The sequence below is a fragment of the Pseudomonas sp. PHC1 genome (genome assembly GCF_046487845.1).
In the GTDB taxonomy this organism is placed as follows: Bacteria; Pseudomonadota; Gammaproteobacteria; order Pseudomonadales; family Pseudomonadaceae; genus Aquipseudomonas; species Aquipseudomonas sputi.
In genome coordinates, this window is record NZ_JBJXHJ010000002.1 from 72,612 (window position 1) to 99,482 (window position 26,871).

Below are 26,871 nucleotides of genomic sequence, written 5' to 3' on the forward strand. Positions count from 1 at the left end.
TCAGCGCTTGGCGATGATGTACACCGCATGCACGATCCCAGGGATGTAGCCGCACAACGTCAACAGGATGTTCAGCCAGAACGCGCCGCCGAACCCGACCTGCAGAAACACACCCAGAGGCGGCAACAGAATGGCAATGATGATGCGGATAAAGTCCATGGGGCAGCTCCTGATTGGGGGTTGGCTCACCTGAGCCATACAAGCTAATCGACCTGTGCCGTTCGTCAGGGTTCAGTGCAACCCGTGATCTCGCCATTTGATTGCCATTACCCGGCCGCAAAAAAAACGCCCCACGCCAAAAGAATCAGGCGTGGGGCGTGCGTTATACCGCGAGACGGTTCTTGAATTCGGGTGGGAAACTTCAGCTCAGACGGCAATCCCTTTGCGGCATTGCAGTTGCGCAGTGCGGACCCGGGAGAAGGCGCGGGCCAGGCGCAGGAGCATTTCGTCGATGTTGGCCTTGCTGACGTTGAGCGCCGGGGTGAAGCGCAGGCAGTTGGCTTGTGGGGCGTTGAGCAGCAAGCCTTCGTGAAGTGCGGCTTTGACCACAGCCTCGGCGGAGTCCTCCGACAGGGTCAGTCCCCAGAACAGCCCTTGCCCACGCAAATCGCCATGTTCATAACGATGGGCCAGACGGGCGAGCCCTTCGCGCAAATGCTGGCCGCTGTCCCGGACTTGCTCGAGAAAAGCACGATCCTGCACGCTGTCGAGCACCACCAGCCCTGCGGCGGTCATCAGTGCGTTGCCATGATGAGTGCCGCCCAACTCGCCGGAGTCGAAACAGCACGCCTTGCCTCGCGCCAGCAGCGCCGCCAGTGGCACGCCACCGCCGAGGCCCTTGCCGAGCACGACGATATCGGCGCGAACGCCGTAGGACTGTTCGGCGAGCAAGGTGCCGCAGCGGCCGATGCCGGTCTGTACTTCGTCGAGAATCAATAGAATCCCCAGCTCACGGCAGAGGCGTTCGACACCTTTGAGGTAATGCTCGGTCGCCGCGATTACTCCGGCATCACTCTGGATCGGTTCGAGCATGATCGCCACGGTCTGCGCATCCACCGCTGCATGCAGCGCCGGCAGGTCATTGAACGGTACCGGATCGAAACCGGGCAGCAACGGTGCGAAACGGTTTTGCAGGTTGCAACTGTCCGACGCCGAAATCGTCGCCAGACTACGTCCGTGACAGCCTTGTCTGGCGACAATGATCCGTGAAGCGCCACCGCGATGCAGTTGACCCCATTTGCGCGCCAGTTTGATTGCCGCTTCACAGGCCTCACTGCCGCTGTTGAGCAGGTAGGCCTGATCGCTGGCAGTGCTGGCACACAGACGCTCGGCGAGGCTGAGCATGCCGCGGTTGTGCAGATTGAAACCGGGATTGATCAGGGCCTGGGCCTGGCTGGCGATCGCCTTGACCAGCGCCGAAGGGCTGTGGCCGAGGCTGTTGGCGCCGCCGGCCTGGGAAAAGTCCAGGTAGGCGCGGTCATTGTCGTCCCACAGCCAGGAACCCTGGCCGCGAACGAATACCTGCTGCGGACGCTCGACGCTGGGCATCAGGCGCTCGGCATTCAAGCCATCAGCGGCATCCGATTCACGGGTTTCAAAAGCCAGGTCATCGAGGCTCGGCGTCTGGCGCCGCAAGCTGAACAGATTCATTGAAAAAAACCTCGATCGAGGTTTTTTGAACTGCCTATGTAAACACTTTCGAAACAAACGCTGGTCATTGCGCTTTCCGGCCCTGTAAGCCTTGTGAATGCGGTTAGACTAGGCCGGTTCACGGCGTCGAGCCATTTCGATTTCCCAGCATTTTCGATAAGTATTACTTATGGATTTCAAACAACTGCGTTATTTCGTCGCGGTCTACGAAGAAGGTCACGTCGGACGCGCCGCGGAGCGCCTGTCGATCTCTCAACCCGCGCTGTCCCAGCAGATTCGCCATCTGGAACAGAACCTCGACGTCACTCTGTTCGAGCGCAGCAGCAAACGCCTGTTGCCGACCCTAGCCGCCCACACGTTGTACAACCACGCCCTGCCGCTGCTCGACGGTATGCAGCGGGCGCGTGAGGCGCTGGGCAACTTCAAGGGTCAGGCATTACGTACGCTGGCGATCGGCGTGCTGCAGACCGTGCACACCAGCCTGGTGCCGCAAATGCTGGAGCGAGTGCGCAAGGCCCAGCCGCATCTGGTGGTGCAGATTTATGAATTGACGGGGCTGGAGATCGAACGGCGTCTGCTCAATGGCTCGCTGGACATCGGCATCAGCTACCTGCCGCCTCGCCAGCCGGGGCTGCACGGCGTGATGCTGTACGAAGATGAACTGACGCTGGTCATCCCGGCGGATCATCCGCTGCGGGAATTCAAGAAGGTCTCGATGAGTCAGGCCGCCGAATTGCCGATGTTGCTGTTGGGCGAAGAATTTCAGATCCGCCAGATCTGGCAAGCGCAACTGGCCAGCCTCGGACGACGCCCGCAAGTTCAGGCAGAACTGAACAACATGGTGGGGATTCTCGACAGCCTGCCGCATACGCGTCTGGCGACGGTGCTGCCCGGTCGTTCGCAAAAGGAGCACGACGATCAGGATCTGCTGTGGAAACCGTTGAGTGAGCCGCGCGTGCCGTTGAAGGTCGGGCTGGTGTGTCGCGATGTGCAGCGCCAGCAGGCGTCATTGGCCTTGTTGCGAACGTTGCTGGAGGAAGTGATGCAGCGCGAGGAAAAGCCGCTGAAAGGTGCGCCGCCACTGGACGCGCTGAGCTGAAAACTTTTCTGCGGGCATAAGAAAACCCCGCCGAAGCGGGGCTTTGCAGACTGTTTCCCTGACATCCATTTCACTCCGCCACCCTGGCAGAATCCTACGTGTCCGTGTTGTTGCTTTGCGCTTCCTGCGCGACGTCCATGGAAAGTAGATTAGCTCTGGATCCAATCTACGCCTATGGGAGAACAGCAGCACGTCATGTAAGAGATCGCTTACATGACGTTACATCATCAGAACTGTGCAGCGTCCAGCAGGAACAGCGACTCGCTGCCGGCCTTGACCGACGCGCTCAACGAGTGAATCCGCGGCAGCAGACGGGCGAAATAGAACCGCGCCGTGCCCAGTTTGCTCGCGTAGAAATCGTCCTGCGCTTCTTTGCCCAGCGCGGCCTTGGCCATCAGTGCCCACATGTAGGCGTAAGCGGTGTAGCCGAACACTTGCAGATACTCGACCGACGCCGCGCCGATTTCGTTCGGGTTGGTTTTCGCCCGGTCCAGCAGCCACGAAGTCAGCTCGTCGAGGGTGTCGACGGCGTCATTCAGCGGTTGGGTGAATTCGCCCAGATCGGCACTGGCGGTTGCAGTGAAATGGCGGATCTCGTCGGCGAACAGTTTGTAGAACGCGCCGCCGCTGCCGACGATCTTGCGCCCCACCAGGTCCAGCGCCTGAATGCCGTTGGTGCCTTCGTAGATCTGGGTGATGCGCACGTCACGCACCAGTTGCTCCTGGCCCCACTCGCGGATGTAGCCATGGCCGCCGAAGATCTGCTGACCGTGGACAGTGGTTTCCAGACCCAGATCGGTCAGGAACGCCTTGGCCACAGGTGTCAGCAAGGCAACCAGGTCTTCCGCACGTTTACGGGTGGCAGCGTCTTCGCTGAACTTGGCGGTGTCGAGCTGCATCGCCACATAGGTGGAGAACGCACGGCCGCCTTCGTTCGAGGCTTTCATGGTCAGCAGCATGCGACGCACGTCCGGGTGGACGATGATCGGGTCTGCCACCTTGTCCTTGTTTTGCGCGCCGGTCGGCGAACGGCTTTGCAGGCGGTCGTGGGCGTATTCGATGGCGTTCTGGTACGAGCGCTCGCCGGTGGCCAGGCCTTGGATACCGACGCCCAGACGCTCGTAGTTCATCATGGTGAACATCGCGGCCAGGCCCTTGTTCGGCTCGCCGACCAGATAACCCACGGCTTCGTCGAAGTTCATCACGCAAGTGGCCGAAGCCTGGATGCCCATCTTGTGTTCGATCGAACCACAGTTGGCCGGGTTGCGTGCGCCCAGGCTGCCATCGGCATTGACCATGAACTTCGGCACCAGGAACAGCGAAATGCCTTTCGGACCCGCCGGGGCATCCGGCAGCTTGGCCAGCACCAGGTGGATGATGTTTTCGGTCAGGTCGTGCTCACCGCCGGTGATGAAGATCTTGGTGCCGCTGACCTTGTAGGAACCGTCGGCCTGAGGTTCGGCCTTGGTGCGGATGATGCCCAGGTCGGTGCCGGCATGCGGCTCGGTCAGGCACATGGAACCGGCCCAGATACCGGCGTACATGTTCGGCAAATAAGCGGCTTTCAGTTCTTCGCTGGCGTGGGCGTTGATCGACAGGCAGGCGCCGGCGGTCAGCATCGGGTACAGACCGAAGGACAGGCTGGCGGAATTGACCATTTCTTCGACCTGAGCCGACACGGCTTTGGGCATGCCCATGCCGCCGTAAGCCGGATCACCGCCAACACCGACCCAGCCGCCTTCGGCATACGTCTGATAGGCCTGAGGGAAACCAGCCGGCGTGGTGACGGCACCGTCGGCCCAGTGGCAGCCTTCTTCGTCGGCCGCGCGGCTCAGGGGCGCGATGCTTTTGCTGGTGACCTTGCCGGCCTCTTCGAGAATGGCTTCAACGGTTTCCGCGTCCACCGTCTCGGCCAGGGCCGGCAGTTCGGCCCAGAGTTTGGCGACTTCGAACACTTCATTGAGGACGAAGCGCATATCGCGCAGCGGCGCTTTGTAGTCAGCCATGGCAAACCTCGCAAAGATCTAAACAGGTGATTCGTGGAAGGGTGTTTCGTTGAGCTGGAGTGTAACCCAACAACTTTTGCGACACATAGGGTCAGGCAGTGACTGTTTTGTTATTTTTAGTCACCAGCCTTTCACCATAAAGAAGCCCGCAATCAGCGGGCTCTTTTGTTTACCAGCGCCGTGTTACAGCGCGAACAACTGGGCCGGCAGTTTCATCAGGCAATCGCTGCCCGCCTCGATCGCCGCACGATGCGCAGCGGTGCGCGGCAGCAACCGCTTGAAGTAAAACTCGCACGTCGCCAGTTTGCCCTGGCAGAAATCGCCATCACCCTCGCCCGACTCCAGCTGCGCCTGCGCGACCAGCGCCATGCGCAGCCACAGGTAGGCGAGAACGATGTAACCGCTGTACATCAGGTAATCCACCGACGCGGCGCCCACTTCATCCGGGTTCTTCATCGCCGCCATGCCGACCTTCATGGTCAGTTCGCCCCACTGCTGGTTGAGGCCATCAAGCTGCGCGACAAATTCACCCAGTTGCGCATGCCCGGCGTTGGCCGCGCAGAACTTGTGGACAATCTTGGTGAAGTTACGCAGCAGCTTGCCCTGACTGCCCAGCACTTTGCGCCCGAGCAGATCCAGCGCCTGAATGCCGTTGGTGCCCTCGTAGATCGGCGCGATCCGGCAGTCGCGAACCAGTTGCTCCATGCCCCATTCGCGTATGAAACCGTGGCCGCCGAACACCTGCATGCCGTGGTTGGTCACCTCCAGGCCGGTGTCGGTCATGAACGCCTTGCAGATCGGGGTCAGGAACGCCAACAGGTGTTCGGCCTCCTGACGCGCTTCGGCGTCCGGGCTCAGGTGCGCGACATCGAGCATCTGAGCGGTGAAATAGGTCAGCGCGCGGTTGCCTTCGTTGAACGCTTTCATGGTCAGCAGCATGCGCCGTACGTCCGGGTGGACGATGATCGGATCCGCCGGTTTGTCCGGGGCTTTGGCGCCGGTCAGGGCGCGCATCTGCAAGCGGTCATTGGCGTACTTAATCGCGCCCTGGAAACTCGCTTCGCCCAGACACAACCCCTGCATCCCGGTGCCGAGACGCGCATGGTTCATCATGGTGAACATGCAGTTCAGGCCCTTGTTCGGCTCGCCGATCAGGAAGCCTTTGGCGTCGTCGAAGTTCAGCACGCAGGTGGCCGAGGCCTTGATGCCCATTTTGTGTTCGATCGAGCCACAGGAAACGCCGTTGCGCTCACCCGCCTCACCGGAGGCGTCCGGGAGAAATTTCGGCACGATGAACAGCGAAATGCCCTTGGTCCCGGCCGGTGCGTCCGGCAGTTTGGCCAGCACCAGATGAATGATGTTGTCACTCATGTCGTGCTCGCCGGCAGAGATGAAGATCTTGCTGCCGGTCACTGAATAGCTGCCGTCGGCCTGGGGCACGGCGCGGGTCTTGATGATGCCCAGATCGGTACCGCAATGGGCTTCGGTCAGGCACATGGTGCCGGTCCACTGGCCGGCGGTGAGTTTGCGCAGATAGGTGTTTTTCTGTTCCTCGGTGCCGTGGGCGTGGATCGCCGACATGGCGCCGTGGGTCAGGCCCGGGTACATGCCCCAGGAGGTGTTGCTGGAGCCGACCATTTCGCTGATCACCAGCCCCAGCGAACTCGGCAAGCCCTGGCCGCCGTAAGCCGGATCTGCCGCCAGACCGTGCCAGCCACCTTCGACATATTGTGCGAAGGCCTGCTTGAAGCCTGCAGGCGTTGTCACCACACCATTGTCGAAATGGCAGCCCTCTTCGTCGCCGCTGCGATTGAGCGGTGCCAGAACGTTCTCACAGAACTTCGCGCCCTCGTCGAGGATCGCGTTGATCATGTCCGGGCTGGCGTCGTGAGCGCCGAGGGCCGCGTACTGGGTGTGGAAGTCAAAGACGTGGTCGATCAGAAAGCGCATGTCGCGCAGGGGAGCTTTGTACTCGGGCATGGTGGCTTCTCCTTCAGCAGATTGCTTCAACCTACTGCCGGCCACCCTGCCCCACAATCACTGTCCAGACGCTGAATGCGCCGTCATCACTCAACCTGCGGCGTTGTCCATGCGCACCGCGCCACGGCGGTTCTGCCCGAACGCCATCACACAGTTTCGCCCTGCGCCCTTGGCGCTGTAGAGCGCCTGGTCGGCGGATTTCAGGACCTCTTCCGGGGTGCGCTGTTCCAGACGTTCAGCCACGCCGATGCTGACCGTGACCGACACACTGGACGCGCCCGAACCCGAACGCCGCTGGCGGCCCTGCTGATCATCCTGCGGGCGGCTTTCCTGATTACGCAGCTGGATGTTGTAGGAGGCAATCGACTCGCGGATGACCTCTAGATGCGGCATGCACTCTTCGAGGGTCTTGCCCGCAAACACCAGGGCGAACTCCTCACCGCCATAGCGATACGCCCTACCGCCGCCGCTGATTTTGGACAGCTTGCTGGCGACCAGCCGCAAGACCTGATCCCCCACGTCGTGGCCGTGGGTGTCGTTGAATTTCTTGAAGTGATCGACGTCGCTCATCGCCAGCACATAGTTGCGACCCAGACGCTGCATGCGCTCGTTGAGTGCGCGGCGGCCCGGCAGACCGGTGAGTTCGTCGCGGAAGGCCATTTGATAAGCCTCGTGCGCCACCGCCGCCGCAATCATCAACATCACCTGACTGCACATGATGTTCAGGGTGAACGGCAGGATGAAGGTTTTCGGCAGCATCCAGAACACCCCGAGCAAGCCCACCAGTTGCGCGGCGTGCAGCGGACGCGGGTTGCGCCAGTATTGCCAGGCCAGCAACAGAAACGCCGAGATGAACACCGGATACGACAACTGGATCAGGCTCATCCATGCGCCATGCAGCGCCGGCCAGCGGATCTCGGAAAGCCACATCAGCAACGCCTGCGGGTAACTTTGCTCAAGCCCCAGCGCCACGCTGCCAAAGGCCAGCAGCACGGCGAAGCGCGCCACCATGTCCTGAAACAGGTGCGTGCGTTCCTGCCACGCGGCGAACAGGCCGAACAACAGCGGCAACAGCAGACAGACCAGATGGAACACCACCGCTGCGTCTTCACGCACTTTGCCGTTGTCACGGTAATAGTCGGTCTGGGTGTCGAGCAGGAAGTAGGCGATGTACACCGTGACCATCAGAAACAGCTCACGCTGACGTCGGTAAACCGCACAGTACGAACCGCCCAACAGCAGCACCAGAGTCGGCAGCACGTTAAACAGCGAGGTGAAGAACACGTTGAGGTCTTTGACGTACGCAGCCGCCAGCCCCGCGAGCAACAACAGCAGTGAAGGCAGGAAATGACTGAAACGTACAGCGGAAGAACGCGGCAAGGGTAAAAGCTCCGACCCGTCATGGCAAAGAGATGGCATTGTGCCTGCAATGTGGCCAGTTAAGCACACACAATGTGATCCAGATCACAGGCTGTCTCTTTAACGGCCGACATTCGCAGTTGCTGAGTAATTCAGTAAGGTTTTTTGCGTAATGGCCGCTAGACGGCCACCATGGCCATCATACTTGATGGCCATGGTGTGTTTTTACTGCTCAGAGATCGTTGTAGAACGGCTGCAATGGCCCCTCTGCTGCCGGCCGACCTTCAGCACCGTAAGGCTTGAGACTGAACGAAGCGTCCATCGCCTGACGGGTCGTGGCTTTCGGGCTGGCCGGGCGTTGAGTCACAGCATTTTCATCGCCGATATGGCCCTGCGGGATCACCAGCGACGGATGATCGAACGGTGCTCGCTCCCAGGCCACGCGCGGATCGGTCAAGCCGACTTCCATGAATTTCACCAGCGCGTCGATTTCGTCAGGCGTCAGGTTCAGCGCCGTCATGTCCGGATCAAGGTTGGAGGTGTTGTGCTGGTTCACCGCCGGATGCTCGAAGCCGCTGGTGTTATTGGCGTCTTCGCCGCGCCGGTCACCGCCACGGTTGTAGAACTCCATCACCTGTTTGAGCGTCGAGCGGCTGCCGTTGTGGAAGTACGGCCCGGTCAGGGCGATGTTGCGCAGGGTCGGGGTCTTGAACGCACCGTCGACCGAGTCGCGGAAACCGACATTCGGCTTGAGCGTGGCATCGCACGGAATCGCCGCGCTCAATGGCGCCTCGAACGTGCAGACATCGACCTCCAGCGGATCCACCGACCGGCCGCCCTGCAACACGCTGTTGTACTGCCGGGTGAACGACCATGGATTGCCCCAGGCATCCGCGCCGCCGAGGGCGAGGTCTTCCGAGGTCGGGCGCACACCGGTGTTGTAGAAGCCGTTGTCGTAAAGGGTGATCAGGTTGTCGGCCATCACCATGCGCTCGATGCGTTCGCGCGGGTGCATCAGCAGACGGCTGGCGGCGTTGGTCAGCTCCGGCCCGCCGTGGCAATTGACGCATTTGCCCTTGCCGAGAAACAGGTTCATGCCCTCGACCTGTTGCGCGTTCATCGCCGTGTGATCGCCTTGCAAATAGGCATCGATCGGCGCCTGATCGGACACCAGCGTCGCCTCATACATTTGGATCGCCAGGCCGAAGAATAGCGGGAAGTTGGCCTCCATCTGGGTGTACGGTGCGCCGCCCACCAGAACGTTCTGCGTGGCGTTCCACAGCCGGGGCTGGAAGGCGTTCTTGATCAGCTCGCGATAGGTCGGCCGCCGTGCGCCGGACACCGGAGCCAGTACCGAATCGGTGGACGAGATCCGCTGCTGCTTGAGCATCAGCGTGTCGAGCATCCTGCGACCGATGTCGGCAAAGGTGCGGCCACCGCAGGACATTTCTACTGCGCTGCCGGGCGGGCCGACGGCTTGCGAGGCGGCAGACGCATCGTTGAGCGCCAGCCGCACTTTGGTCGCGACCGTGCTGCGCTCGCTGGTCACATAAATCCCGGCATCCGGGTCGCGGTTGCCAAACGGCGAAAAGCCGTTGAACACGTTGTTGGCCCGGCCGTCCCAGAAGTTGCGCACGTTGAACGCGGCGTTGATCACCGACGGCGCATTGCGCCCGGTGCTGCGGCGCACGTTGATGCCGCCGACCTGAAAAATGCCGTCCGGTTGCTGAGTGCATTTGTCGAAACGCGCCTGATTGGGTTTGACAAAGTTGGCGTCAAATACGCCTTGCGAGCCTACTACGTCGTCCGTCGAGTACACGATGGGCGAGTTGCGCTCCAGCGGATTGCTCAAAACGTGGGTCGGGAAGTCGGTTTTCTTCAGCGTGTAGTTCGGGCCGCCCTTGCCGCCGGACAACGTCGCGTAGGACGCCACATCCCCCGGAATGTCGGAAGCTACAAACGGCTTGTTGAAGATCGACGCGACGTTGGCGTTGGTATGGGCCTGGCCGGGGTTGAGCTGGTTGGTGATGCGGTGATCGACACCGGCGTGGTAGTGGCAGGAGGCGCAGGCCGTGGCGCCATCGCTGCCGACCTCCATGTCCCAGAACAGCGCTTTGCCCAGCAGGATCGCGGCCTGGCGATTGAGCACATAGTCGGTCATCAGGTCGACCTTGCGCCCGTCTTCGGTCCCGGACGGATCGGGGGGCACCCTCCCGCGCAGCGATTGCAGCGAAGGCACCTCCGGCACGGGAGGATCGACTACGGCGGGGTCGGCGGCCCACGCGCTGTGGACGGACAGCGCGATGGGTAACCAGAAGGTCAAACGAGCGAGTCGACTGATGTTCATAGGCTTCACCCTGACGATTGTTGTTAAGTGCCGGGCGTCTTGCTTCTTGGAGCAGGCAGTTCTGGTCAGCACCGGTAATTCGGGCAGTGCAATTAATTGGCCACTCTTCTTGAAATATTTTGAATCAATATGCGCAGGGGTTCGGCGGATTAGCGACGTCATGAATGCTGGGGAATCAGCCCCGGGATTGGGGAAATCCGGGCAAAAAAAAACCGCTGCCCCCGAAGGCGCAGCGGTTTTTTGAAGGACCGCGTTAAGGCTTAGTAGCCCAGTGCGAAGTCTTCTTCTTTCATGTCCATCAGGTTGTTGGCACCCGACAGCATGGTGGCCACGTGCGTACGAGTACGCGGCAGGATGCGCTGGAAGTAGAAGCGCGCGGTTTGCAGCTTGGCGGTGTAGAACGCCTCGTCGGTAGTGCCGGCGGCCAGTTTTTCAGCTGCCAGACGCGCCATGTCAGCCCAGAAGTAGGCCAGGCAGGCATAACCGGAGTACATCAGGTAATCCACGGAGGCCGCGCCGACTTCTTCGCGGTCTTTCATGGCGGCCATACCGACCTTCATGGTCAGCTCGCCCCACTCTTTGTTCAGTGCAGCCAACGGTGCGACGAATTCCTTGACGGCTTCGTTGCCTTCGTTGTTCTGGCAGAACTTGTGGACGATCTTGGTGAAGCCTTTCAGGGCCTCGCCTTGAGTCATCAGCACTTTGCGGCCCAGCAGGTCGAGTGCCTGGATGCCGGTGGTGCCTTCGTACAGCATCGAGATGCGGCTGTCGCGAACGTTCTGCTCCATGCCCCACTCGGCGATGAAGCCGTGGCCGCCGTAGATCTGTACGCCGTGGTTGGCGGATTCGAAACCGACTTCGGTCATGAACGCCTTGGCGATCGGAGTCATGAAGGCCAGCAGCGCGTCGGCTTTCTTCTTCTCTTCTTCGTCCACGCCGTATTTGACGATGTCGACCTGCTTGGCGGTGAAGTACACCATCGCACGGTTGCCTTCGGCAAATGCCTTCATGGTCAACAGCATGCGGCGTACGTCTGGGTGAACGATGATCGGGTCAGCGGCCTTGTCCGGCGCTTTCGGGCCAGTCAGGGAACGCATTTGCAGGCGATCGCGAGCGTATTTCAGGCCACCCTGGAAACCGATTTCGGCATGGGCCAGACCTTGCAGCGCGGTACCCAGACGTGCGGTGTTCATGAAGGTGAACATGCAGTTCAGGCCTTTGTTCGCCGGGCCGATCAGGAAACCGGTCGCACCGTCGAAGTTCATCACGCAGGTCGCGTTGCCGTGGATGCCCATCTTGTGTTCGATCGAACCGCAGGTCACGGCGTTGCGTGCACCGACGGTGCCGTCGGCGTTCGGCAGGAACTTCGGAACGATGAACAGGGAAATGCCCTTGGTGCCGGCCGGTGCGTCCGGCAGGCGGGCCAGTACGATGTGGACGATGTTGTCGGCCATATCGTGCTCACCGGCCGAGATGAAGATCTTGGTGCCGGAAACCTTGTAGGAACCGTCGGCCTGAGGTTCGGCCTTGGTGCGCAGCATGCCCAGGTCAGTACCGCAGTGCGGCTCGGTCAGGCACATGGTGCCGGTCCATTCGCCGGACACCAGTTTGGTCAGATAGGCTTCCTGCTGCTCTGGGGTGCCGTGCTCGGAAATGGTGTTCATCGCGCCGTGCGACAGGCCTGGGTACATGCCCCACGACCAGTTGGCTTCGCCGACCATCTCGCTGACAGCCAGACCCAGCGACTCAGGCAGGCCCTGACCGCCGTGCTCGACGTCATGGGCCAGGCTTGGCCAGCCGCCTTCCACGAATTGCTTGTAGGCCTCTTTGAAGCCAGTCGGGGTTTTCACGCCGGACTCGCTCCAGGTGCAGCCTTCGGTGTCACCCACGCGGTTCAGCGGTGCCAGCACCTGCTCACAAAACTTGGCGCCCTCTTCGAGAATGGCGTCAACCATGTCCGGCGTTGCTTCTGCACACGCTGGAAGGCTCTGATAGTGCGCTTCGTAGCCGAGCAGTTCGTCACGAACGAAGCGAATATCACGCAAGGGGGCCTTGTAGTCAGGCATAGCGATAAACCTCTGCTGATGTAACCGGGAATGAACGACCGCGTTGATTTGTTGTGACGGTCAAACAGTTGTTTGAAACATACGTTTACGCCGAAATCTTGTCAAGCGTCGTTCTTTTGCCATTCGTCATCACATTTTCCGAACGCCGGACACAGCCGCGCGACATGCGCCCGACCGAGCCATGCGCACTGAAAAAAGATTAGTTGAGGGAGAAGGACTTACAACGAAAAACGCCGCGAACAGTCGCGGCGTCTGACAAAGCGGAGATCAAAAAATCAGGCGAACGTATCGATAATCGTACCGAGCATTTCATCGGAAGCCTTGGCGACTTTCACGCCCAGTTCCGCCTGAAACTTGCCTTGGGCCATCTCGACCATGTTGCTCGCCAGGTCTGATTGCTGGGCGGGATCCACGGAACGCAGACGATCAACCTGCACTTGCGAAGACTGGCTGGTCACCGAACGCTCGATGGTGCTGCTGGCAATCTGGCTGGCGGCCTGATCGACACGGTTCTGCCCGGTCTGAATGGTGCTCAGACCTGCATAAAAAGCTGTGTTTCCGGAGATTTCCATGGGAGCTCTCATCCTTGGGAAGGATCGATGGGTGCCATTGAACCAGAGGCGTCAGAAAAACACCCGTCAAAAACACTAATGGCACAGTGCCTTGTCATAGCCAAAATCAGTCGAGCAGATCCAGTTGCAAGTGATCGGCGACCGCTTCGGCGCTGACCGCCTTGAGTTTCGGCACCCGCCCCAGGCACGGCGCCGGAATCCGCTCGGCCAGTGTCGCCAGGTTTTCCTCCAGCCGCGACGTCTTCGGATCAATGATATTCGCCACCCATCCCGCCAGTTGCAGCCCGTCCCGGGCAATCGCCTCGGCAGTCAACAGCGCATGGCTGATACACCCCAGACGCACACCGACCACCAGAATCACCGGCAGCTTCAACGCAATGGCCAGATCCGACAGATTGTCCTGATCCGCCAACGGCACCCGCCAGCCGCCCGCGCCTTCGATCAGCGTGAAGTCGGCGTTCATGGCCAGAATCTCGCGCATCGGCGCCAGCAACGATTGCACGGTCAGCGCGACACCCGCCTCACGCGCGGCCAGATGCGGCGCGATCGCTGGCTCGAACGCCACCGGGTTGACCTGTTGATACGTCAACGGCAACGAGCATTCGGCCTGCAACGCCAGCGCATCGGAATTGCGCAACCCTCTGGGGGTCACCACACAACCGGACGCCACCGGTTTGCCCGCTGCCGTGCTCAATCCCGCCGACCGCGCAGCATGCAGCAACCCCGCGGCAACGGTGGTCTTGCCGACGTCAGTGTCGGTTCCGGTGATGAAATAGGCTGCGCTCATAAGGGTTTCTCCAACACGGCGTAGACCACCTGATAGGTCGCTGGCAGCCCCTGGGGCTGACGGAACTGCTCGTAAGCCTCGACCAGCCCCAGAATCCGCGCCCGCCCGGTCAATCCACCCGGCCGGCCAGGGTTCAGATTATGTGCGCCCAGGGCCTTGAGTTCATGGGTCAGGCTGCGCACATCCGGGTAATGCAGCACATGCGGCCGATTCTCCAGACTGACCGTACGCAGACCACTGCCCGCGCACAATTGCTCGTAGCGGGCGAACTCGCGGAAGCGGTTGACGTGTACCAGGCCATCGACCTGACGCCAGCTGTCGCGCAATTCATACAGCGTCCCTGCACAAAGACTAGCAAACGCAAAAATCCCCCCCGGTTTCAGCACCCGAAGCGCTTCGCCGAGCACCGCTTCAAAATCCGCGCACCACTGCACGGCGAGGCTGGAGAAGAGCAGATCGCAGGTCGAATCCTGCAACGGCAAACGTTCGGCATCGCCAACGATGAAGTGCGTGGCGCCGCCCAAGGGCCGGGCGTGATTGAGCATGCCCTCGGCGATATCCAGCGCCAGTCCCACACCAAATCGCTCGGCCAATGCACGGGTGAAATAACCGGTACCACAACCCAGATCCAGCCAGCGTGCCGGCCGAAACTCCGTCGGCAGGCGATTCATCAACTGCGTTCCGACATCACGCTGCAACTCGGCGACGCTGTCATAGCTGGCCGCTGCGCGAGAAAAAGAAGCCGCGACCTGGCGCTTGTCAGGCAAGCCGCCGGGCAACGCCGCAACAGACAGATCAGTCATCACCGCACTCACTTAAAAACGCCTGGATCGCACCCGCCACACCGTGGGGGTCTTCCAGAAGAAACGCATGGCTGGCCTGTTCGATCAGACCGATCTCGACATCCGCCAGCAACGCGAACAGCTCGCCCGCGGCTTCCGCCGGCACCAGCCCGTCCAGCCCGCCAAACAGATGCAGTTGCGGGCCACGAAACGCCTGCAAGGCTTCCCGCGTATCGATCTGCGCCAACAACTCCAGACCGGCCATCAAAGCGGCCGGCGAGGTGTTCGGTGCGCCGCCGAGCAACAGCCGCGACAAGCTGCGCGCGTCTTGCGCGCCTTGGGCGCACAGCAGAGAGAATCGCTTGAGGGTCGTGCGCGGGTCGGCGCTGCAGCCGGCCAGAAACGCATCGAAGGTCTCGCCGGGCATCGCGCTCGACCATTGTTCATGGGCGACAAACGAAGGATTGCTCGCCAGGGTCAGCAAGCCGCAGCAATGTTCGCCACGCCGGGCCGCCAACTCGGACGCGAGCATGCCGCCCAGCGACCAGCCGCCAAGCCAGGCATCTTCGGGGATGCGTTCATCGAGTTCGTCGAGCCAGTCTTGCAGATCGCTGGAGTCCAGTTCCGGCAACGGCTCGATGTCGACCTGCAGGTGTTCATCGAGTCCGCGCAATGCAGCGGCCAGTGGCTCCAGCGGCGAAACGCCGAGCCCCCAACCCGGTAGCAGAATCAGGCGATCACGCATGGCTTGGCTCCGACGTGAGTTGAGCAAAGCAATCAGCCAGTCCTTCTAACAATAGCTGCACCTGTGCCTCGCTATGGGCGGCGGTCAGCGTCACCCGCAGCCGCGCGCTGCCGGCAGGCACAGTCGGCGGACGGATTGCGGTGACCATCAGCCCACGCTCGCGCAGCATTTGCGACAGACGCACGGCGCGACCGGCATCGCCGATCAGGATCGGCTGGATTGGCGTGAAGCTGTCCATCAGTTCCAGACCGATCTGTTCGGCACCGTGGCGGAACTGGCGGATCAGCGTTTGCAAATGCTCGCGGCGCCAGTGTTCGCTGCGCAACAGTTCCAGGCTTTTCAAGGTTGCGCAGGCCAGCGCCGGCGGCTGGCTGGTGGTGTAGATGTATGGGCGGGCGAACTGGATCAGGCTTTCGATCAGCTCTTCACTGCCGGCAACGAATGCGCCCGCCGTGCCGAACGCTTTGCCGAGCGTGCCGACCAGCACCGGCACGTCCTCCTGGCTCAAACCGAAATGCTCGACGATCCCGCCACCGTTTGCCCCCAGCGGGCCGAAACCGTGGGCGTCGTCGACCATCAGCCACGCGCCTTTGGCCTTGGCTTCCCGGGCCAGCGCCGGCAGATCCGCAAGGTCGCCGTCCATGCTGAATACGCCGTCAGTGACCACCAAAGTATTGCCGGTGGCTTTCTCCAGTCGCTTGGCCAGGCTGTCGGCATCGTTGTGCAGATAACGATTGAAGCGCGCACCGGACAACAATCCGGCATCCAGCAACGACGCATGATTGAGCCGGTCCTCCAGCACCGTATCGCCCTGCCCGACCAGCGCCGTGACCGCGCCGAGGTTGGCCATGTAACCGGTGGAAAACAGCAGCGCGCGGGGCCGTCCGGTGAGGTCGGCCAAGGCTTCTTCAAGTGCGTGGTGCGGGCCGCTGTGGCCGATCACCAGATGCGAAGCACCGCCGCCGACGCCCCACTTCGACGCACCGGCGCGCCAGGCTTCGATCACTTGCGGATGATTGGCCAGGCCCAGGTAATCGTTGTTGCAGAACGCCAGCAACGGCTGGCCGTCGACCACCACTTGCGGCCCTTGCGGGCTCTCAAGCAGCGGGCGCTGGCGGTAGAGATTGTCGGCACGACGGGCAGCAAGGCGTGCGGCGAGATCGAAAGACATGCAAGCCTCACGGGTGGCAAATGAATCAGCAGGCGCCGCCCGAGGCAGCGCCTGAAAAAGAACGGGCGATCAGACCGCCGCGTTGTAGAACTGCTCGCTGCTCTTCTGCTCCACCAGTGCCTGCTCGATGGCGGCCTGATGCACTTCGTCGGCGTGCTCTTCGCGCGCCTCCGGCTGAATGCCCAGACGCGCGAACAGCTGCATGTCCTTGTCGGCCTGCGGGTTGGCGGTGGTCAGCAGTTTATCGCCGTAGAAGATCGAATTGGCACCGGCGAGGAACGCCAGGGCCTGCATCTGCTCGTTCATCGCTTCGCGGCCGGCGGACAGGCGCACGTGGGATTGCGGCATCAGGATCCGCGCCACGGCGAGCATGCGGATGAAATCGAACGGATCGACGTCGTCGGCGTTTTCCAGCGGCGTCCCGGCAACTTTCACCAGCATGTTGATCGGCACCGACTCCGGATGCTCTGGCAGGTTGGCCAGCTGGATCAGCAGGTTGGCGCGGTCATCGAGGGACTCGCCCATGCCGAGGATGCCGCCGGAGCAGATTTTCATCCCCGCGTCGCGCACGTAGGCCAGGGTTTGCAGACGCTCGGCATAGGTGCGGGTGGTGATGATGCTGCCGTAGAACTCCGGCGAGGTGTCGAGGTTGTGGTTGTAGTAATCGAGCCCGGCCTTGGCCAGGGCTTCGGTCTGATCCTGATCGAGACGACCGAGGGTCATGCAGGTTTCCAGGCCCATGGCCTTCACACCTTCGACCATTTTCAGCACGTAAGGCATGTCCTTGGCCGATGGATGTTTCCACGCCGCGCCCATGCAGAAACGGGTCGAACCGATGGCCTTGGCGCGGGCGGCCTCTTCGAGCACTTTCTGCACTTCCATCAGCTTTTCTTTTTCCAGCCCCGTGTTGTAGTGACCGGACTGCGGACAATATTTGCAATCTTCCGGGCAGGCGCCGGTCTTGATCGACAGCAGCGTGGAGACCTGGACGCGGTTGGCGTCGAAATGCGCGCGGTGCACCGTCTGCGCCTGGAACAGCAGGTCATTGAATGGCTGAACGAAGAGTGCTTTGACTTCGGCCAAAGTCCAGTCGTGACGCAGGGTGGCAGTGGTGCTGGCGCTCATGGGCATTTCCTTGGTTATGCTTGGCTGGCGCCTGGGGAAACGGAATACCCACAGGCACGACACGGATGTTCGGCATATTTAAGGAAGAGCCATGCGCTGTCAACCACACTACGAAAGACCGGTTTACATCTGGTTAAAAAACAAACAGAACTGTTTATTGTGCGATGAACCGGCGGACGCGCAAATCCCGATCTGCACCGCCTGTGAAACCGATCTGCCGTGGCTGGGCGATCAATGCCGGACCTGCGCTTTGCCCCTCGCCGCCGGCCTGACCTGTGGTGGCTGCCTGAACGATCCGCCGGCCTTTGAACAGGTGGCCGTACCCTGGACGTACAGCTTTCCGGTGGACACCCTGATCACCCGTTTCAAGCACAACGGCAAATGGCCGCTTGGCCACTTGCTCGCCGACGTTCTCGGCGAGTTTCTGCAACATCGCTTCGAAGAAGACCTGCCTCGCCCGGATGCCCTGCTGCCGGTGCCGCTTGCACCGAAACGCCTGCGCCAGCGCGGCTTCAATCAAGCGGCGATGCTCGCGCAGTGGCTGGGCAAGTCACTCGACCTGCCTTGCGAGGAACACAATCTTTTGCGCGTGCAGGATACCGACGCCCAGCAGACCCTCAACGCCAAGGCGCGTAAACATAATCTGCGTCATGCCTTCGCCCTCAGTCCCGATGCACAGGTGAAAGGCCGACACCTGGCCCTGGTCGACGACGTGCTGACCACCGGCGCCACCGCCCAGGCGCTGGCCCGTTTGCTGATGGGCGCCGGCGCCGCGCGGGTGGATGTGTACTGCCTGGCCCGCACGCCAAAACCCGGCGACGCGGCTTGACGGATACGCCACGAGTCGCCAACGTCCTTCCTCACCCCTTCAGCACAAAGCGCCCGCCATGTCCCTGCCCAGCCTGTTGTCCCAGCACATCGTCCGCCGTCCGCAGCGCATCGCCTTGCTGCAACACATCGCCGAACAGGGCTCGATCACCCGCGCCGCAAAAAGCGCCGGCCTGAGTTACAAGGCGGCGTGGGATGCCATCGATGAGTTGAACAACCTCGCACAAAAGCCTCTGGTCGAGCGAGCGGTCGGCGGCAAGGGTGGCGGTGGCGCCAGATTGTCGAGCGAGGGCGAGCGGGTGCTGCGTCTGTATCAAAAGCTGCAAGCCTTGCAGGCTCAGGTGCTGGAGGCGGCCGAGGACGCCAGCGACCTGGATCTGCTCGGTCGGTTGATGCTCAGGACCAGTGCGCGCAATCAGCTGCACGGCAAAGTCGTGCTGATCGAAGGTCAGGGCCGCAACGACCTGATTCGCCTCGAACTGGCCGAAGGTCTGTCGATCAACGCACAGATCACCCACGACAGCACCGTGCACCTGGAGCTGCAACCGGGCACCGAAGTGGTGGCGCTGATCAAGGCCGGCTGGCTCGAATTGCTCGCGCCACAGGCCACCCCTGCCGTCGGCCACAACCTGTTGAGCGGTCGGATCGAGGCGATTCTCGACGCCGAAGACGGCCCGAGCGAAGTGCGCATCACCCTGCCCAACGGCCAGACCCTGTGCGCGCTGGCCGAACCGTTGGACTTGCGCAGCCGTGGTCTGAAGGTCGAGCAACCGGTGCAGGTGCAATTCTCCCCGTCCAATGTGCTGCTCGGAACACCGCTCTGACCGCACTGCAACGAAAGCGTCATCGACCCGCATTAAGGTGGCTGCCAAAACCATGCAGGGAGCCTGATGTGAGCCTACTAGAAGAAAACCAATCCACAGACCTGGAAAAAATGGTCGGCCTGAGCCGTCGCGGTTTCATCAGCGCGGGCGCGCTGTGTGGCGCGGCGATGTTCCTCGGCGGCAACCTGCTGAGTCGCAGCGTGCTGGCCGCCAGTGTCAGCGCCGGCAACAGCCGTCTGCTCGGCTTCGACAGCATTCCGGCTGCCACTACCGACACCATCAGCCTGCCCAAGGGCTACAAGTCGTCGGTGCTGATCAGTTGGGGTCAGCCGCTGCACAAGAACGGCCCGGCCTTCGACCCTAGCGGCAATGGCACCGCGGCCGCACAGGAAGTGCAGTTCGGCGACAACAACGACGGCATGAGCCTGTTCGAATTCCCGGGCGAGAAAAACCGCGCGTTGATGGCGATCAACAACGAATACACCAACTACCGCTACCTCTACCCGCACGGCGGCATGCCGCAGTCGGCCGAGGACGTGCGCAAGGCCCTGGCCTGCGAAGGCGTGTCGGTGATCGAAGTCCAGCGCAAGAACGGTCAGTGGCAGTTCGTCCAGGGCTCGCGCTACAACCGGCGCATTCACGGCAACTCGCCGCTGCGTATCAGCGGCCCGGCCGCCGGCCACGAGCTGATGAAAACCAGCGCCGACAAACACGGCAAGAAAGTCCTCGGCACCTTCCAGAACTGCGCCAACGGCAAGACGCCGTGGGGCACTTATCTGACCTGCGAAGAGAACTTCACCGACTGCTTCGGCAGCAGCAACGCCCAGCAACAGTTCGACCCGACGCAGAAGCGCTACGGCGTGTCGGCCGCCAGCCGTGAGATCAACTGGCATCCATTCGATCCGCGCTTCGACATGGCCAAGAACCCGAACGAACTCAACCGTCACGGCTGGGTCGTGGAGATCGATCCGTTCGACCCGCAATCGACGCCGGTCAAACGTACCGCGCTGGGCCGCTTCAAACATGAAAACGCCGCGCTGGCCGAGACCGACGACGGTCGCGCCGTGGTGTACATGGGCGACGACGAACGCGGCGAGTTCATCTACAAATTCGTCAGCCGCGACAAGATCAATCACCGCAACGCCAAGGCCAACCGCGACATCCTCGATCACGGCACGCTGTACGTCGCCAAATTCGATGCCGGCGACGGCAATCCGGATCACCCGAAAGGCCAGGGCCAGTGGATCGAACTGACCCACGGCAAGAACGGCATCGACGCCAGCAGCGGGTTCGCCGATCAGGCCGAAGTGCTGATTCATGCGCGACTCGCCGCCAGCGTGGTCGGCGCCACGCGCATGGACCGTCCGGAATGGATCGTGGTCAGCCCGAAAGACGGCCAGGTCTATTGCACCCTGACCAACAACGCCAAGCGCGGCGAAGACGGCCAACCGGTGGGCGGACCGAACCCGCGCGAGAAGAACGTCTACGGGCAGATTCTGCGCTGGCGCACCGACCGCGACGATCACGCGGCGAAGACGTTCGCCTGGGATCTGTTCGTGGTCGCCGGCAACCCGGGCGTGCACGCCGGGACACCGAAGGGCGGTTCGTCGAATATCACCCCGCAGAACATGTTCAACAGCCCGGACGGCCTCGGCTTCGACAAGGCCGGACGGTTGTGGATTCTCACCGACGGTGATTCGAGCAACACCGGTGACTTCGCCGGGATGGGCAACAACCAGATGCTCTGCGCCGATCCGGCGACCGGCGAGATTCGTCGATTCATGGTCGGGCCGATCGGTTGTGAAGTCACCGGGATCAGCTTCTCGCCGGATCAGAAAACCCTGTTCGTCGGCATTCAGCACCCGGGCGAGAACGGCGGTTCGACCTTCCCCGAGCACCTGCCGAACGGCAAGCCGCGGTCATCGGTGATGGCGATTACCCGTGAAGATGGCGGGATCGTCGGCGCCTGATCGGACGACGCGCTGATCGTTCCCGTGCGCGGCACGGGAACGATCCCACTCAAGACAGCCCGTCTGCGCTACCATGCTGAGCCGGACGCGGCAGCCTGCTGCGCGCAGGAGTCAGCATGGCCCACCCGTTTGAAACCCTCACCCCAGACCTCGTGCTCGATGCCGTCGAAAGCATCGGCTTCCTCAGCGACGCGCGCATTCTGGCGCTCAACAGTTACGAAAACCGCGTCTATCAGGTCGGCATCGAAGACTCGGAACCGCTGATCGCCAAGTTCTATCGCCCGCAGCGCTGGACCAACGAAGCGATCCTGGAAGAGCACCAGTTCACCTTCGAGCTGGCCGACGTCGAAATCCCCGTGGTTGCGCCACTGATCCACAACGGCGAAACCCTGCACGAACACGCCGGTTTTCGTTTCACCCTGTTTCCCCGTCGCGGTGGCCGGGCGCCGGAGCCGGGCAATCTCGATCAGCTGTATCGCCTCGGCCAGTTGCTCGGGCGCATGCACGCGGTCGGCGGCACCAAACCGTTCGAACACCGCGAGGCGCTGGCGGTGAAGAACTTCGGCCATGACTCGCTGACCACACTGCTGGAAGGCAACTTCATCCCCAAAAGCCTGCTGCCGGCCTACGAGTCCGTCGCCCGCGACCTGCTCAAGCGTGTGGAAGACGTCTACGCCAACACGCCGCACCAGAACATCCGCATGCACGGCGACTGCCACCCCGGCAACATGATGTGCCGCGACGAGATGTTCCACATCGTCGACCTCGACGACTGCCGCATGGGCCCGGCAGTGCAGGACATCTGGATGATGCTTGCCGGCGACCGTCAGGATTGTCTGGGGCAGTTGTCGGAATTGATGGACGGCTACAACGAATTCCATGACTTCGACCCGCGCGAACTGGCGCTGATCGAACCGCTGCGCGCCCTGCGCCTGATGCATTACAGCGCGTGGCTGGCCCGGCGCTGGGATGATCCGGCGTTCCCCCGCAGCTTTCCGTGGTTCGGCAGCGAGCGGTATTGGGGCGATCAGGTACTGGCGTTGCGCGAGCAACTGGCGGCGCTGAACGAAGAGCCGTTGAAGCTTTTCTGACACGACACGTCTAGACAACTGCCCGTACAATCGCTGCTTTGTCAGTTGCCTGAGCAAGGATTCTGCATGCAAGCCGCCAACCCGCGTCGCGGGTACATTCTGGGCCTGAGCGCCTACATCATCTGGGGATTGTTCCCGCTCTACTTCAAAGCCATCGCCGAAGTGCCGGCGGTGGAAATCATCATTCACCGGGTGCTGTGGTCAGCGCTGTTCGGCGCGCTGCTGTTGATGGTGTGGAAGCATCCCGGCTGGTGGCAGGAGCTGCGCAACAACCCGAAACGTCTGGCGATTCTCGCGCTCAGCGGCACCTTGATCGCGGCCAACTGGCTGACCTACGTGTGGTCGGTGAACAACGGCCGAATGCTGGAAGCGAGCCTGGGTTACTACATCAACCCGCTGGTGAACGTGTTGTTGGGCATGCTGATCCTCGGCGAACGCTTGCGGCGCATGCAGTGGCTGGCGGTTGGTCTGGCGGCGGTCGGTGTGGCGCAGCAGGTCTGGCAGGTCGGCAGTCTGCCGTGGGTCTCGCTGGCGCTGGCGCTGACCTTCGGTTTCTACGGGCTGATCCGCAAACAGGCTCCGGTCAAGGCGTTGCCGGGGCTGGTGGTGGAAACCTGGATGCTGGTGCCGATCGCTATCGCGTGGCTGCTGTTCAATCCGACTGCAACCAGTGCCCAGGCCGAGTTCTGGACCACCTCCGAAGCCTGGTGGCTGGTGGCGGCCGGTCCGGTGACGCTGGTGCCGCTGGTGTGCTTCAACGCGGCAGCGCGGCACCTGCCCTACACCACCCTCGGTTTCCTGCAATACCTGGCGCCGACGCTGGTGCTGCTGCAAGCCGTGCTGCTGTTCGGCGAGCACCTGTCGTCCAGCACGCTGATCGCCTTCATGTTTATCTGGGCCGGTCTGGCGGTGTACAGCGTCGATGCATGGCTGAGCCTGCGCCGGCGCAGCTGATCAAAAAACGTACAAACCTCCACAGGCCACGGTTCTCGTGGCCTGTAACGTTCCTTCCCAAGGTTATCCACAACGTGATCCCCGCCGTTTGTGCGCAAGTCACTGAATGCTGGCGGTTTTTTGATCAATTCTCGCCAAGCCACGGCGGACGTGACTTGGCGCTTGGTCTCTACAGGTTATCCACAGGCAGGTGCAGGTTTAAACTGGATAACCCGATCCGTCTTCACAGGTCGGTGCGCAACACCAGTTCGACCATCAAGTCATCGGCCAGGGTTTCCAGGCGCGATTGCAGCACGTCCAGGGACAGGGTCAGCGGCACCGCCAAAATGGCTTCAGCGTGGAATAGCGGCTCACTGCTCATGGGGGCCGGACGTACTTCGGTCACCAACCTTTCCAGATTCACGCCCTGCTCGCTCAGCAGCCGAGTGATGTCGCGCACGATGCCCGGTCGGTCATTGCCCACCAGCTCCATGGCGATCGGTTTCCAGGTGCAGGCCTGTTCGATACCGCTTTCGGCCACCAGCACGCGAATGCCCTGAGCCGACAGTGCTTGTAAGGCATCGACTAATTCGTCGTAAGCCTCCGCCGGCACGCCCACCCGCAAAATCCCGGCAAACTGCCCGGCCATCCGCGACATGCGGCTTTCCAGCCAGTTGCCGCCGTGTTCGGCAATGCATTGGGCGATGCGCTCGACCTGCCCGGGCTTGTCCGGTGCGAAGACGGTGAGTACGAGGTGATCCATGGCGCAGCCCTCTTGTCATGACTTTTGTTATAGAAAAGCAAGTATAGGCAAGCGCGCCTCAGACGCTCGAAGTCACAAATCGTGTACAACTTTTTATATTTAACTGGAACAATCCATTGGTTTTTTGAGAACATCCCGATCCGCGCCGTGACCGCAATGCGTCATGGGGTCGCAGAACGACGTAATTAGTCTGATTTTCACAACCGCAACTCATCATGTAGTATGCCGCAGCGCGCACTACATAACGCTGGATCGATGTCTGCCCAAGGCACGTTCGCAACCCTGAAAGCCCCGTCAGCAAGGCCCCCAAGCCGTTGATTGGTCCCAACCCAGCCGCCAGCGATGGCATGTACTGGTCAAGGGGTTTGTGGTTTAAATGGCCAGAGGCTTCATTGTTAAATTGAAGAGCTGAAAAGCGAAATAGCTGAGCAGAGTGAGGCAAGCAATGACTGAACACGTTCAAGTCGGTGGCCTGCAGGTCGCCAAAGTCCTGTTCGACTTCGTGAACAACGAAGCCATTCCCGGTACCGGCCTCACCGCCGACAAATTCTGGGAAGGTGCCGACAAGGTCATTCACGACCTGGCGCCGAAGAACAAAGCCCTACTCGCCAAACGCGATGACTTCCAGGCTCGTATCGATGGCTGGCACCAAAGCCGTGCCGGTCAGCCGCACGACGCCGTGGCCTATAAAGCCTTCCTGCAAGAAATCGGTTATCTGCTGCCAGAAGCGGCTGATTTCCAGGCAACGACGCAAAACGTCGATGACGAAATCGCCCGTACCGCCGGCCCGCAACTCGTGGTGCCGGTGATGAACGCCCGCTTCGCCCTCAACGCCTCGAACGCCCGCTGGGGTTCGCTGTACGACGCCCTGTATGGCACCGACGCCATCAGCGAAGCCGGCGGCGCGGAAAAAGGCAAAGGCTACAACAAGGTGCGTGGCGACAAAGTCATCGCCTTCGCCCGTGCGTTCCTCGACGAAGCGGCACCACTGGAGGCCGGCTCCCACGTCGATTCCACCGGCTACCAGATCGCTGACGGCAAACTGCTGGTCACCCTCAAGGGCGGCAGCACCAGCGGCCTGCGCAACGACGCGCAACTGATCGGTTTTCAGGGCGACGCCAGTGCGCCGATCGCGATCCTGCTGAAAAACAACGGCCTGCATTTCGAAATCCAGATCGATGCCAGCACCCCGGTCGGCCAGACCGATGCCGCCGGCGTCAAAGACATCCTGATGGAAGCGGCGCTGACCACCATCATGGACTGCGAAGACTCCGTGGCGGCCGTCGATGCCGACGACAAGGTGGTGATCTACCGCAACTGGCTGGGTCTGATGAAGGGCGACCTCGCCGAAGCCGTGTCCAAGGGCGGCCAGACCTTCACCCGCACCATGAACCCGGATCGCACCTACACCAGGGTCGACGGCAGCGAACTGACCCTGCACGGCCGCTCGCTGCTGTTCGTGCGCAACGTCGGTCACCTGATGACCATCGACGCGATCCTCGACAAGCACGGCAACGAAGTGCCGGAAGGCATCCTCGACGGTCTGGTGACTTGCCTGGCGGCGATGCACAACCTGAACGGCAACACTTCGCGCAAGAACACCCGCACCGGTTCCGTCTACATCGTTAAACCGAAGATGCACGGCCCGGAAGAAGCGGCGTTCACCAACGAGCTGTTCGCTCGCATCGAAGACGGGCTGGGCCTCAAGCGCAACACCCTGAAAGTCGGGATCATGGACGAGGAACGCCGCACCACGGTCAACCTCAAGGCCTGTATCCAGGCTGCCAGCGAGCGCGTGGTGTTCATCAACACCGGTTTTCTCGACCGCACCGGCGATGAAATCCACACCTCCATGGAAGCCGGCCCGATGGTACGCAAGGCCGACATGAAGGCCGAGAAGTGGATCGGCGCCTACGAAAACTGGAACGTCGATATCGGTCTGAGCACCGGCCTGCAAGGTCGTGCGCAAATCGGTAAAGGCATGTGGGCGATGCCCGACCTGATGGCGGCGATGCTCGAACAGAAAATCGTTCACCCGCTGGCCGGCGCCAACACCGCCTGGGTTCCGTCACCGACCGCCGCTGCGCTGCACGCGCTGCACTACCACAAGGTCGACGTGTTCGCCCGTCAGGCCGAGCTGGCCAAACGTGCCCGCGCTTCGGTCGATGACATCCTGACCATCCCGCTGGCGGTCAACCCGAACTGGACGCCAGAGCAGATCAAGAACGAACTGGACAACAACGCCCAGGGCATTCTCGGTTACGTGGTGCGCTGGATCGATCAGGGCGTGGGCTGCTCGAAAGTGCCGGACATCAACGACGTCGGCCTGATGGAAGACCGTGCGACGCTGCGTATCTCCAGCCAGCACATCGCCAACTGGCTGCGCCACGGGGTGGTCACCGAAGCGCAAGTGATGGAAAGCCTCAAGCGCATGGCGCCGGTGGTGGACCGCCAGAACGCCAACGACCCGCTGTACCGTCCGCTGGCCCCGAACTTCGACAGCAACATCGCCTTCCAGGCGGCGGTCGAACTGGTGATCGAAGGCACCAAACAGCCGAACGGCTACACCGAGCCGGTTCTGCACCGTCGTCGCCGGGAGTTCAAGGCTGCCAACGGCCTGTAACCTGCGAGGATGCCGAACATGAAAAAGCCCTGATCTTTCGATCAGGGCTTTTTTTGTTTGTGATATCTGCCTGAGTTTTAGATCGTTCCCACGCTCCGCGTGGGAATGCAGCCTAGGACGCTCCGCGTCCCGACAGCAGACGCAGAGCGT

At 61.6% G+C, this 26,871-nt stretch carries 21 protein-coding genes; 7 read left to right on the forward strand and 14 right to left on the reverse strand.

The features are described from left to right. Positions 1-159 carry a YqaE/Pmp3 family membrane protein gene (locus ACKJSM_RS02880; RefSeq protein ID WP_003228885.1) on the reverse strand — a complete coding sequence of 53 codons (159 nt, stop codon included), beginning with the start codon at positions 157-159 and terminating at the stop codon, positions 1-3. Positions 160-366: 207 nt separating this feature from the next. Next, positions 367-1,650 carry an aspartate aminotransferase family protein gene (locus tag ACKJSM_RS02885; RefSeq protein WP_410236571.1) on the reverse strand — a complete coding sequence of 428 codons (1,284 nt, stop codon included), beginning with the start codon at positions 1,648-1,650 and terminating at the stop codon, positions 367-369. 169 nt (positions 1,651-1,819) lie between these two features. Here ACKJSM_RS02885 and ACKJSM_RS02890 point away from each other — a divergent pair, with 169 nt between their 5' ends. Further along, positions 1,820-2,749 (forward strand): LysR family transcriptional regulator, encoded by a 930-nt coding sequence (locus tag ACKJSM_RS02890; protein ID WP_236178940.1) that lies wholly within the window; start codon positions 1,820-1,822, stop codon positions 2,747-2,749. Between the two features lie 227 nt (positions 2,750-2,976). On the opposite strand, the gene ACKJSM_RS02895 is transcribed toward ACKJSM_RS02890, so the two are convergent. From ACKJSM_RS02895 to bioB, 11 genes are all read right to left on the reverse strand, one after another. Beyond that, positions 2,977-4,755 (reverse strand): acyl-CoA dehydrogenase C-terminal domain-containing protein, encoded by a 1,779-nt coding sequence (locus tag ACKJSM_RS02895; protein WP_410236572.1) that lies wholly within the window; start codon positions 4,753-4,755, stop codon positions 2,977-2,979. A gap of 183 nt (positions 4,756-4,938) precedes the next feature. Further along, complete coding sequence (locus ACKJSM_RS02900) at positions 4,939-6,735, reverse strand: acyl-CoA dehydrogenase C-terminal domain-containing protein (RefSeq protein ID WP_410236573.1); 1,797 nt, start codon at positions 6,733-6,735, stop codon at positions 4,939-4,941. Between the two features lie 90 nt (positions 6,736-6,825). Continuing rightward, positions 6,826-8,115 (reverse strand): GGDEF domain-containing protein, encoded by a 1,290-nt coding sequence (locus ACKJSM_RS02905; RefSeq protein ID WP_007959861.1) that lies wholly within the window; start codon positions 8,113-8,115, stop codon positions 6,826-6,828. A 211-nt stretch (positions 8,116-8,326) separates the two neighbouring features. After that, a complete protein-coding gene (locus tag ACKJSM_RS02910; protein WP_410236574.1) occupies positions 8,327-10,441 on the reverse strand; it encodes a cytochrome-c peroxidase in 2,115 nt (704 codons plus the stop codon). 260 nt (positions 10,442-10,701) lie between these two features. Continuing rightward, the gene (locus ACKJSM_RS02915) at positions 10,702-12,507 is read right to left on the reverse strand and encodes a phenylacyl-CoA dehydrogenase (protein WP_074692190.1); all 1,806 of its coding nucleotides are present in this window, start codon (positions 12,505-12,507) and stop codon (positions 10,702-10,704) included. A gap of 275 nt (positions 12,508-12,782) precedes the next feature. Further along, the gene (locus tag ACKJSM_RS02920; RefSeq protein ID WP_236178935.1) at positions 12,783-13,079 is read right to left on the reverse strand and encodes a pyrroloquinoline quinone biosynthesis protein PqqE; all 297 of its coding nucleotides are present in this window, start codon (positions 13,077-13,079) and stop codon (positions 12,783-12,785) included. 106 nt (positions 13,080-13,185) lie between these two features. Then, entirely contained in the window at positions 13,186-13,866 is a 681-nt protein-coding gene (gene bioD / locus ACKJSM_RS02925; RefSeq protein WP_007959854.1) for a dethiobiotin synthase, read from the reverse strand. Then, positions 13,863-14,669: a malonyl-ACP O-methyltransferase BioC gene (bioC, locus tag ACKJSM_RS02930; RefSeq protein WP_410236575.1), complete on the reverse strand. Its 807-nt coding sequence runs from the start codon at positions 14,667-14,669 to the stop codon at positions 13,863-13,865. The genes bioD and bioC overlap by 4 nt, the downstream gene beginning before the upstream one ends. Further along, positions 14,662-15,393 (reverse strand): alpha/beta fold hydrolase, encoded by a 732-nt coding sequence (locus ACKJSM_RS02935; RefSeq protein WP_410236576.1) that lies wholly within the window; start codon positions 15,391-15,393, stop codon positions 14,662-14,664. Before ACKJSM_RS02935 ends, bioC begins: the two co-directional genes overlap by 8 nt. Continuing rightward, a complete protein-coding gene (gene bioF, locus ACKJSM_RS02940; RefSeq protein WP_410236577.1) occupies positions 15,386-16,564 on the reverse strand; it encodes an 8-amino-7-oxononanoate synthase in 1,179 nt (392 codons plus the stop codon). Before bioF ends, ACKJSM_RS02935 begins: the two co-directional genes overlap by 8 nt. A 69-nt stretch (positions 16,565-16,633) precedes the next feature. Beyond that, positions 16,634-17,689, reverse strand: coding sequence for a biotin synthase BioB (gene bioB / locus ACKJSM_RS02945; protein ID WP_236178931.1), 1,056 nt, complete (start codon positions 17,687-17,689; stop codon positions 16,634-16,636). Between the two features lie 91 nt (positions 17,690-17,780). Here bioB and ACKJSM_RS02950 point away from each other — a divergent pair, with 91 nt between their 5' ends. The 5 genes from ACKJSM_RS02950 (at position 17,781) to rarD (ending at position 23,356) form a co-directional block, all read left to right on the forward strand. Next, positions 17,781-18,518, forward strand: coding sequence for a ComF family protein (locus ACKJSM_RS02950; RefSeq protein ID WP_410236578.1), 738 nt, complete (start codon positions 17,781-17,783; stop codon positions 18,516-18,518). Between the two features lie 58 nt (positions 18,519-18,576). After that, positions 18,577-19,341 (forward strand): TOBE domain-containing protein, encoded by a 765-nt coding sequence (locus ACKJSM_RS02955; RefSeq protein ID WP_236178929.1) that lies wholly within the window; start codon positions 18,577-18,579, stop codon positions 19,339-19,341. Positions 19,342-19,409: 68 nt separating this feature from the next. Continuing rightward, on the forward strand, positions 19,410-21,311 hold the full coding sequence (locus tag ACKJSM_RS02960; RefSeq protein ID WP_410236579.1) for a PhoX family protein: 1,902 nt from the start codon (positions 19,410-19,412) through the stop codon (positions 21,309-21,311). A gap of 116 nt (positions 21,312-21,427) precedes the next feature. Further along, on the forward strand, positions 21,428-22,402 hold the full coding sequence (locus tag ACKJSM_RS02965; RefSeq protein ID WP_007959832.1) for a serine/threonine protein kinase: 975 nt from the start codon (positions 21,428-21,430) through the stop codon (positions 22,400-22,402). A 66-nt stretch (positions 22,403-22,468) separates the two neighbouring features. Further along, a complete protein-coding gene (gene rarD, locus ACKJSM_RS02970) occupies positions 22,469-23,356 on the forward strand; it encodes an EamA family transporter RarD (RefSeq protein WP_410236580.1) in 888 nt (295 codons plus the stop codon). Positions 23,357-23,579: 223 nt separating this feature from the next. Here the strand turns inward: rarD and ACKJSM_RS02975 are convergent, their stop codons facing one another. After that, positions 23,580-24,098 carry a glycine cleavage system protein R gene (locus tag ACKJSM_RS02975; RefSeq protein WP_011336250.1) on the reverse strand — a complete coding sequence of 173 codons (519 nt, stop codon included), beginning with the start codon at positions 24,096-24,098 and terminating at the stop codon, positions 23,580-23,582. Between the two features lie 445 nt (positions 24,099-24,543). Between ACKJSM_RS02975 and ACKJSM_RS02980 the strand changes: the two genes are divergently transcribed. Further along, positions 24,544-26,721, forward strand: coding sequence for a malate synthase G (locus ACKJSM_RS02980; RefSeq protein WP_410236581.1), 2,178 nt, complete (start codon positions 24,544-24,546; stop codon positions 26,719-26,721). Positions 26,722-26,871: the final 150 nt, after the last annotated feature.

Excerpts from the sequence above, each read along its gene's own strand:
- ACKJSM_RS02880 (WP_003228885.1), bottom strand. The coding sequence starts at position 159 with ATGGACTTTATCCGCATCATCATTGCCATTCTGTTGCCGCCTCTGGGT.
- ACKJSM_RS02885 (WP_410236571.1), bottom strand. The coding sequence starts at position 1,650 with ATGAATCTGTTCAGCTTGCGGCGCCAGACGCCGAGCCTCGATGACCTG.
- ACKJSM_RS02890 (WP_236178940.1), top strand. The coding sequence starts at position 1,820 with ATGGATTTCAAACAACTGCGTTATTTCGTCGCGGTCTACGAAGAAGGT.
- ACKJSM_RS02895 (WP_410236572.1), bottom strand. The coding sequence starts at position 4,755 with ATGGCTGACTACAAAGCGCCGCTGCGCGATATGCGCTTCGTCCTCAAT.
- ACKJSM_RS02900 (WP_410236573.1), bottom strand. The coding sequence starts at position 6,735 with ATGCCCGAGTACAAAGCTCCCCTGCGCGACATGCGCTTTCTGATCGAC.
- ACKJSM_RS02910 (WP_410236574.1), bottom strand. The coding sequence starts at position 10,441 with ATGAACATCAGTCGACTCGCTCGTTTGACCTTCTGGTTACCCATCGCG.
- ACKJSM_RS02915 (WP_074692190.1), bottom strand. The coding sequence starts at position 12,507 with ATGCCTGACTACAAGGCCCCCTTGCGTGATATTCGCTTCGTTCGTGAC.
- ACKJSM_RS02920 (WP_236178935.1), bottom strand. The coding sequence starts at position 13,079 with ATGGAAATCTCCGGAAACACAGCTTTTTATGCAGGTCTGAGCACCATT.
- bioD (WP_007959854.1), bottom strand. The coding sequence starts at position 13,866 with ATGAGCGCAGCCTATTTCATCACCGGAACCGACACTGACGTCGGCAAG.
- bioC (WP_410236575.1), bottom strand. The coding sequence starts at position 14,669 with ATGACTGATCTGTCTGTTGCGGCGTTGCCCGGCGGCTTGCCTGACAAG.
- ACKJSM_RS02935 (WP_410236576.1), bottom strand. The coding sequence starts at position 15,393 with ATGCGTGATCGCCTGATTCTGCTACCGGGTTGGGGGCTCGGCGTTTCG.
- bioF (WP_410236577.1), bottom strand. The coding sequence starts at position 16,564 with ATGTCTTTCGATCTCGCCGCACGCCTTGCTGCCCGTCGTGCCGACAAT.
- bioB (WP_236178931.1), bottom strand. The coding sequence starts at position 17,689 with ATGAGCGCCAGCACCACTGCCACCCTGCGTCACGACTGGACTTTGGCC.
- ACKJSM_RS02950 (WP_410236578.1), top strand. The coding sequence starts at position 17,781 with ATGCGCTGTCAACCACACTACGAAAGACCGGTTTACATCTGGTTAAAA.
- ACKJSM_RS02955 (WP_236178929.1), top strand. The coding sequence starts at position 18,577 with ATGTCCCTGCCCAGCCTGTTGTCCCAGCACATCGTCCGCCGTCCGCAG.
- ACKJSM_RS02965 (WP_007959832.1), top strand. The coding sequence starts at position 21,428 with ATGGCCCACCCGTTTGAAACCCTCACCCCAGACCTCGTGCTCGATGCC.
- rarD (WP_410236580.1), top strand. The coding sequence starts at position 22,469 with ATGCAAGCCGCCAACCCGCGTCGCGGGTACATTCTGGGCCTGAGCGCC.
- ACKJSM_RS02975 (WP_011336250.1), bottom strand. The coding sequence starts at position 24,098 with ATGGATCACCTCGTACTCACCGTCTTCGCACCGGACAAGCCCGGGCAG.
- ACKJSM_RS02980 (WP_410236581.1), top strand. The coding sequence starts at position 24,544 with ATGACTGAACACGTTCAAGTCGGTGGCCTGCAGGTCGCCAAAGTCCTG.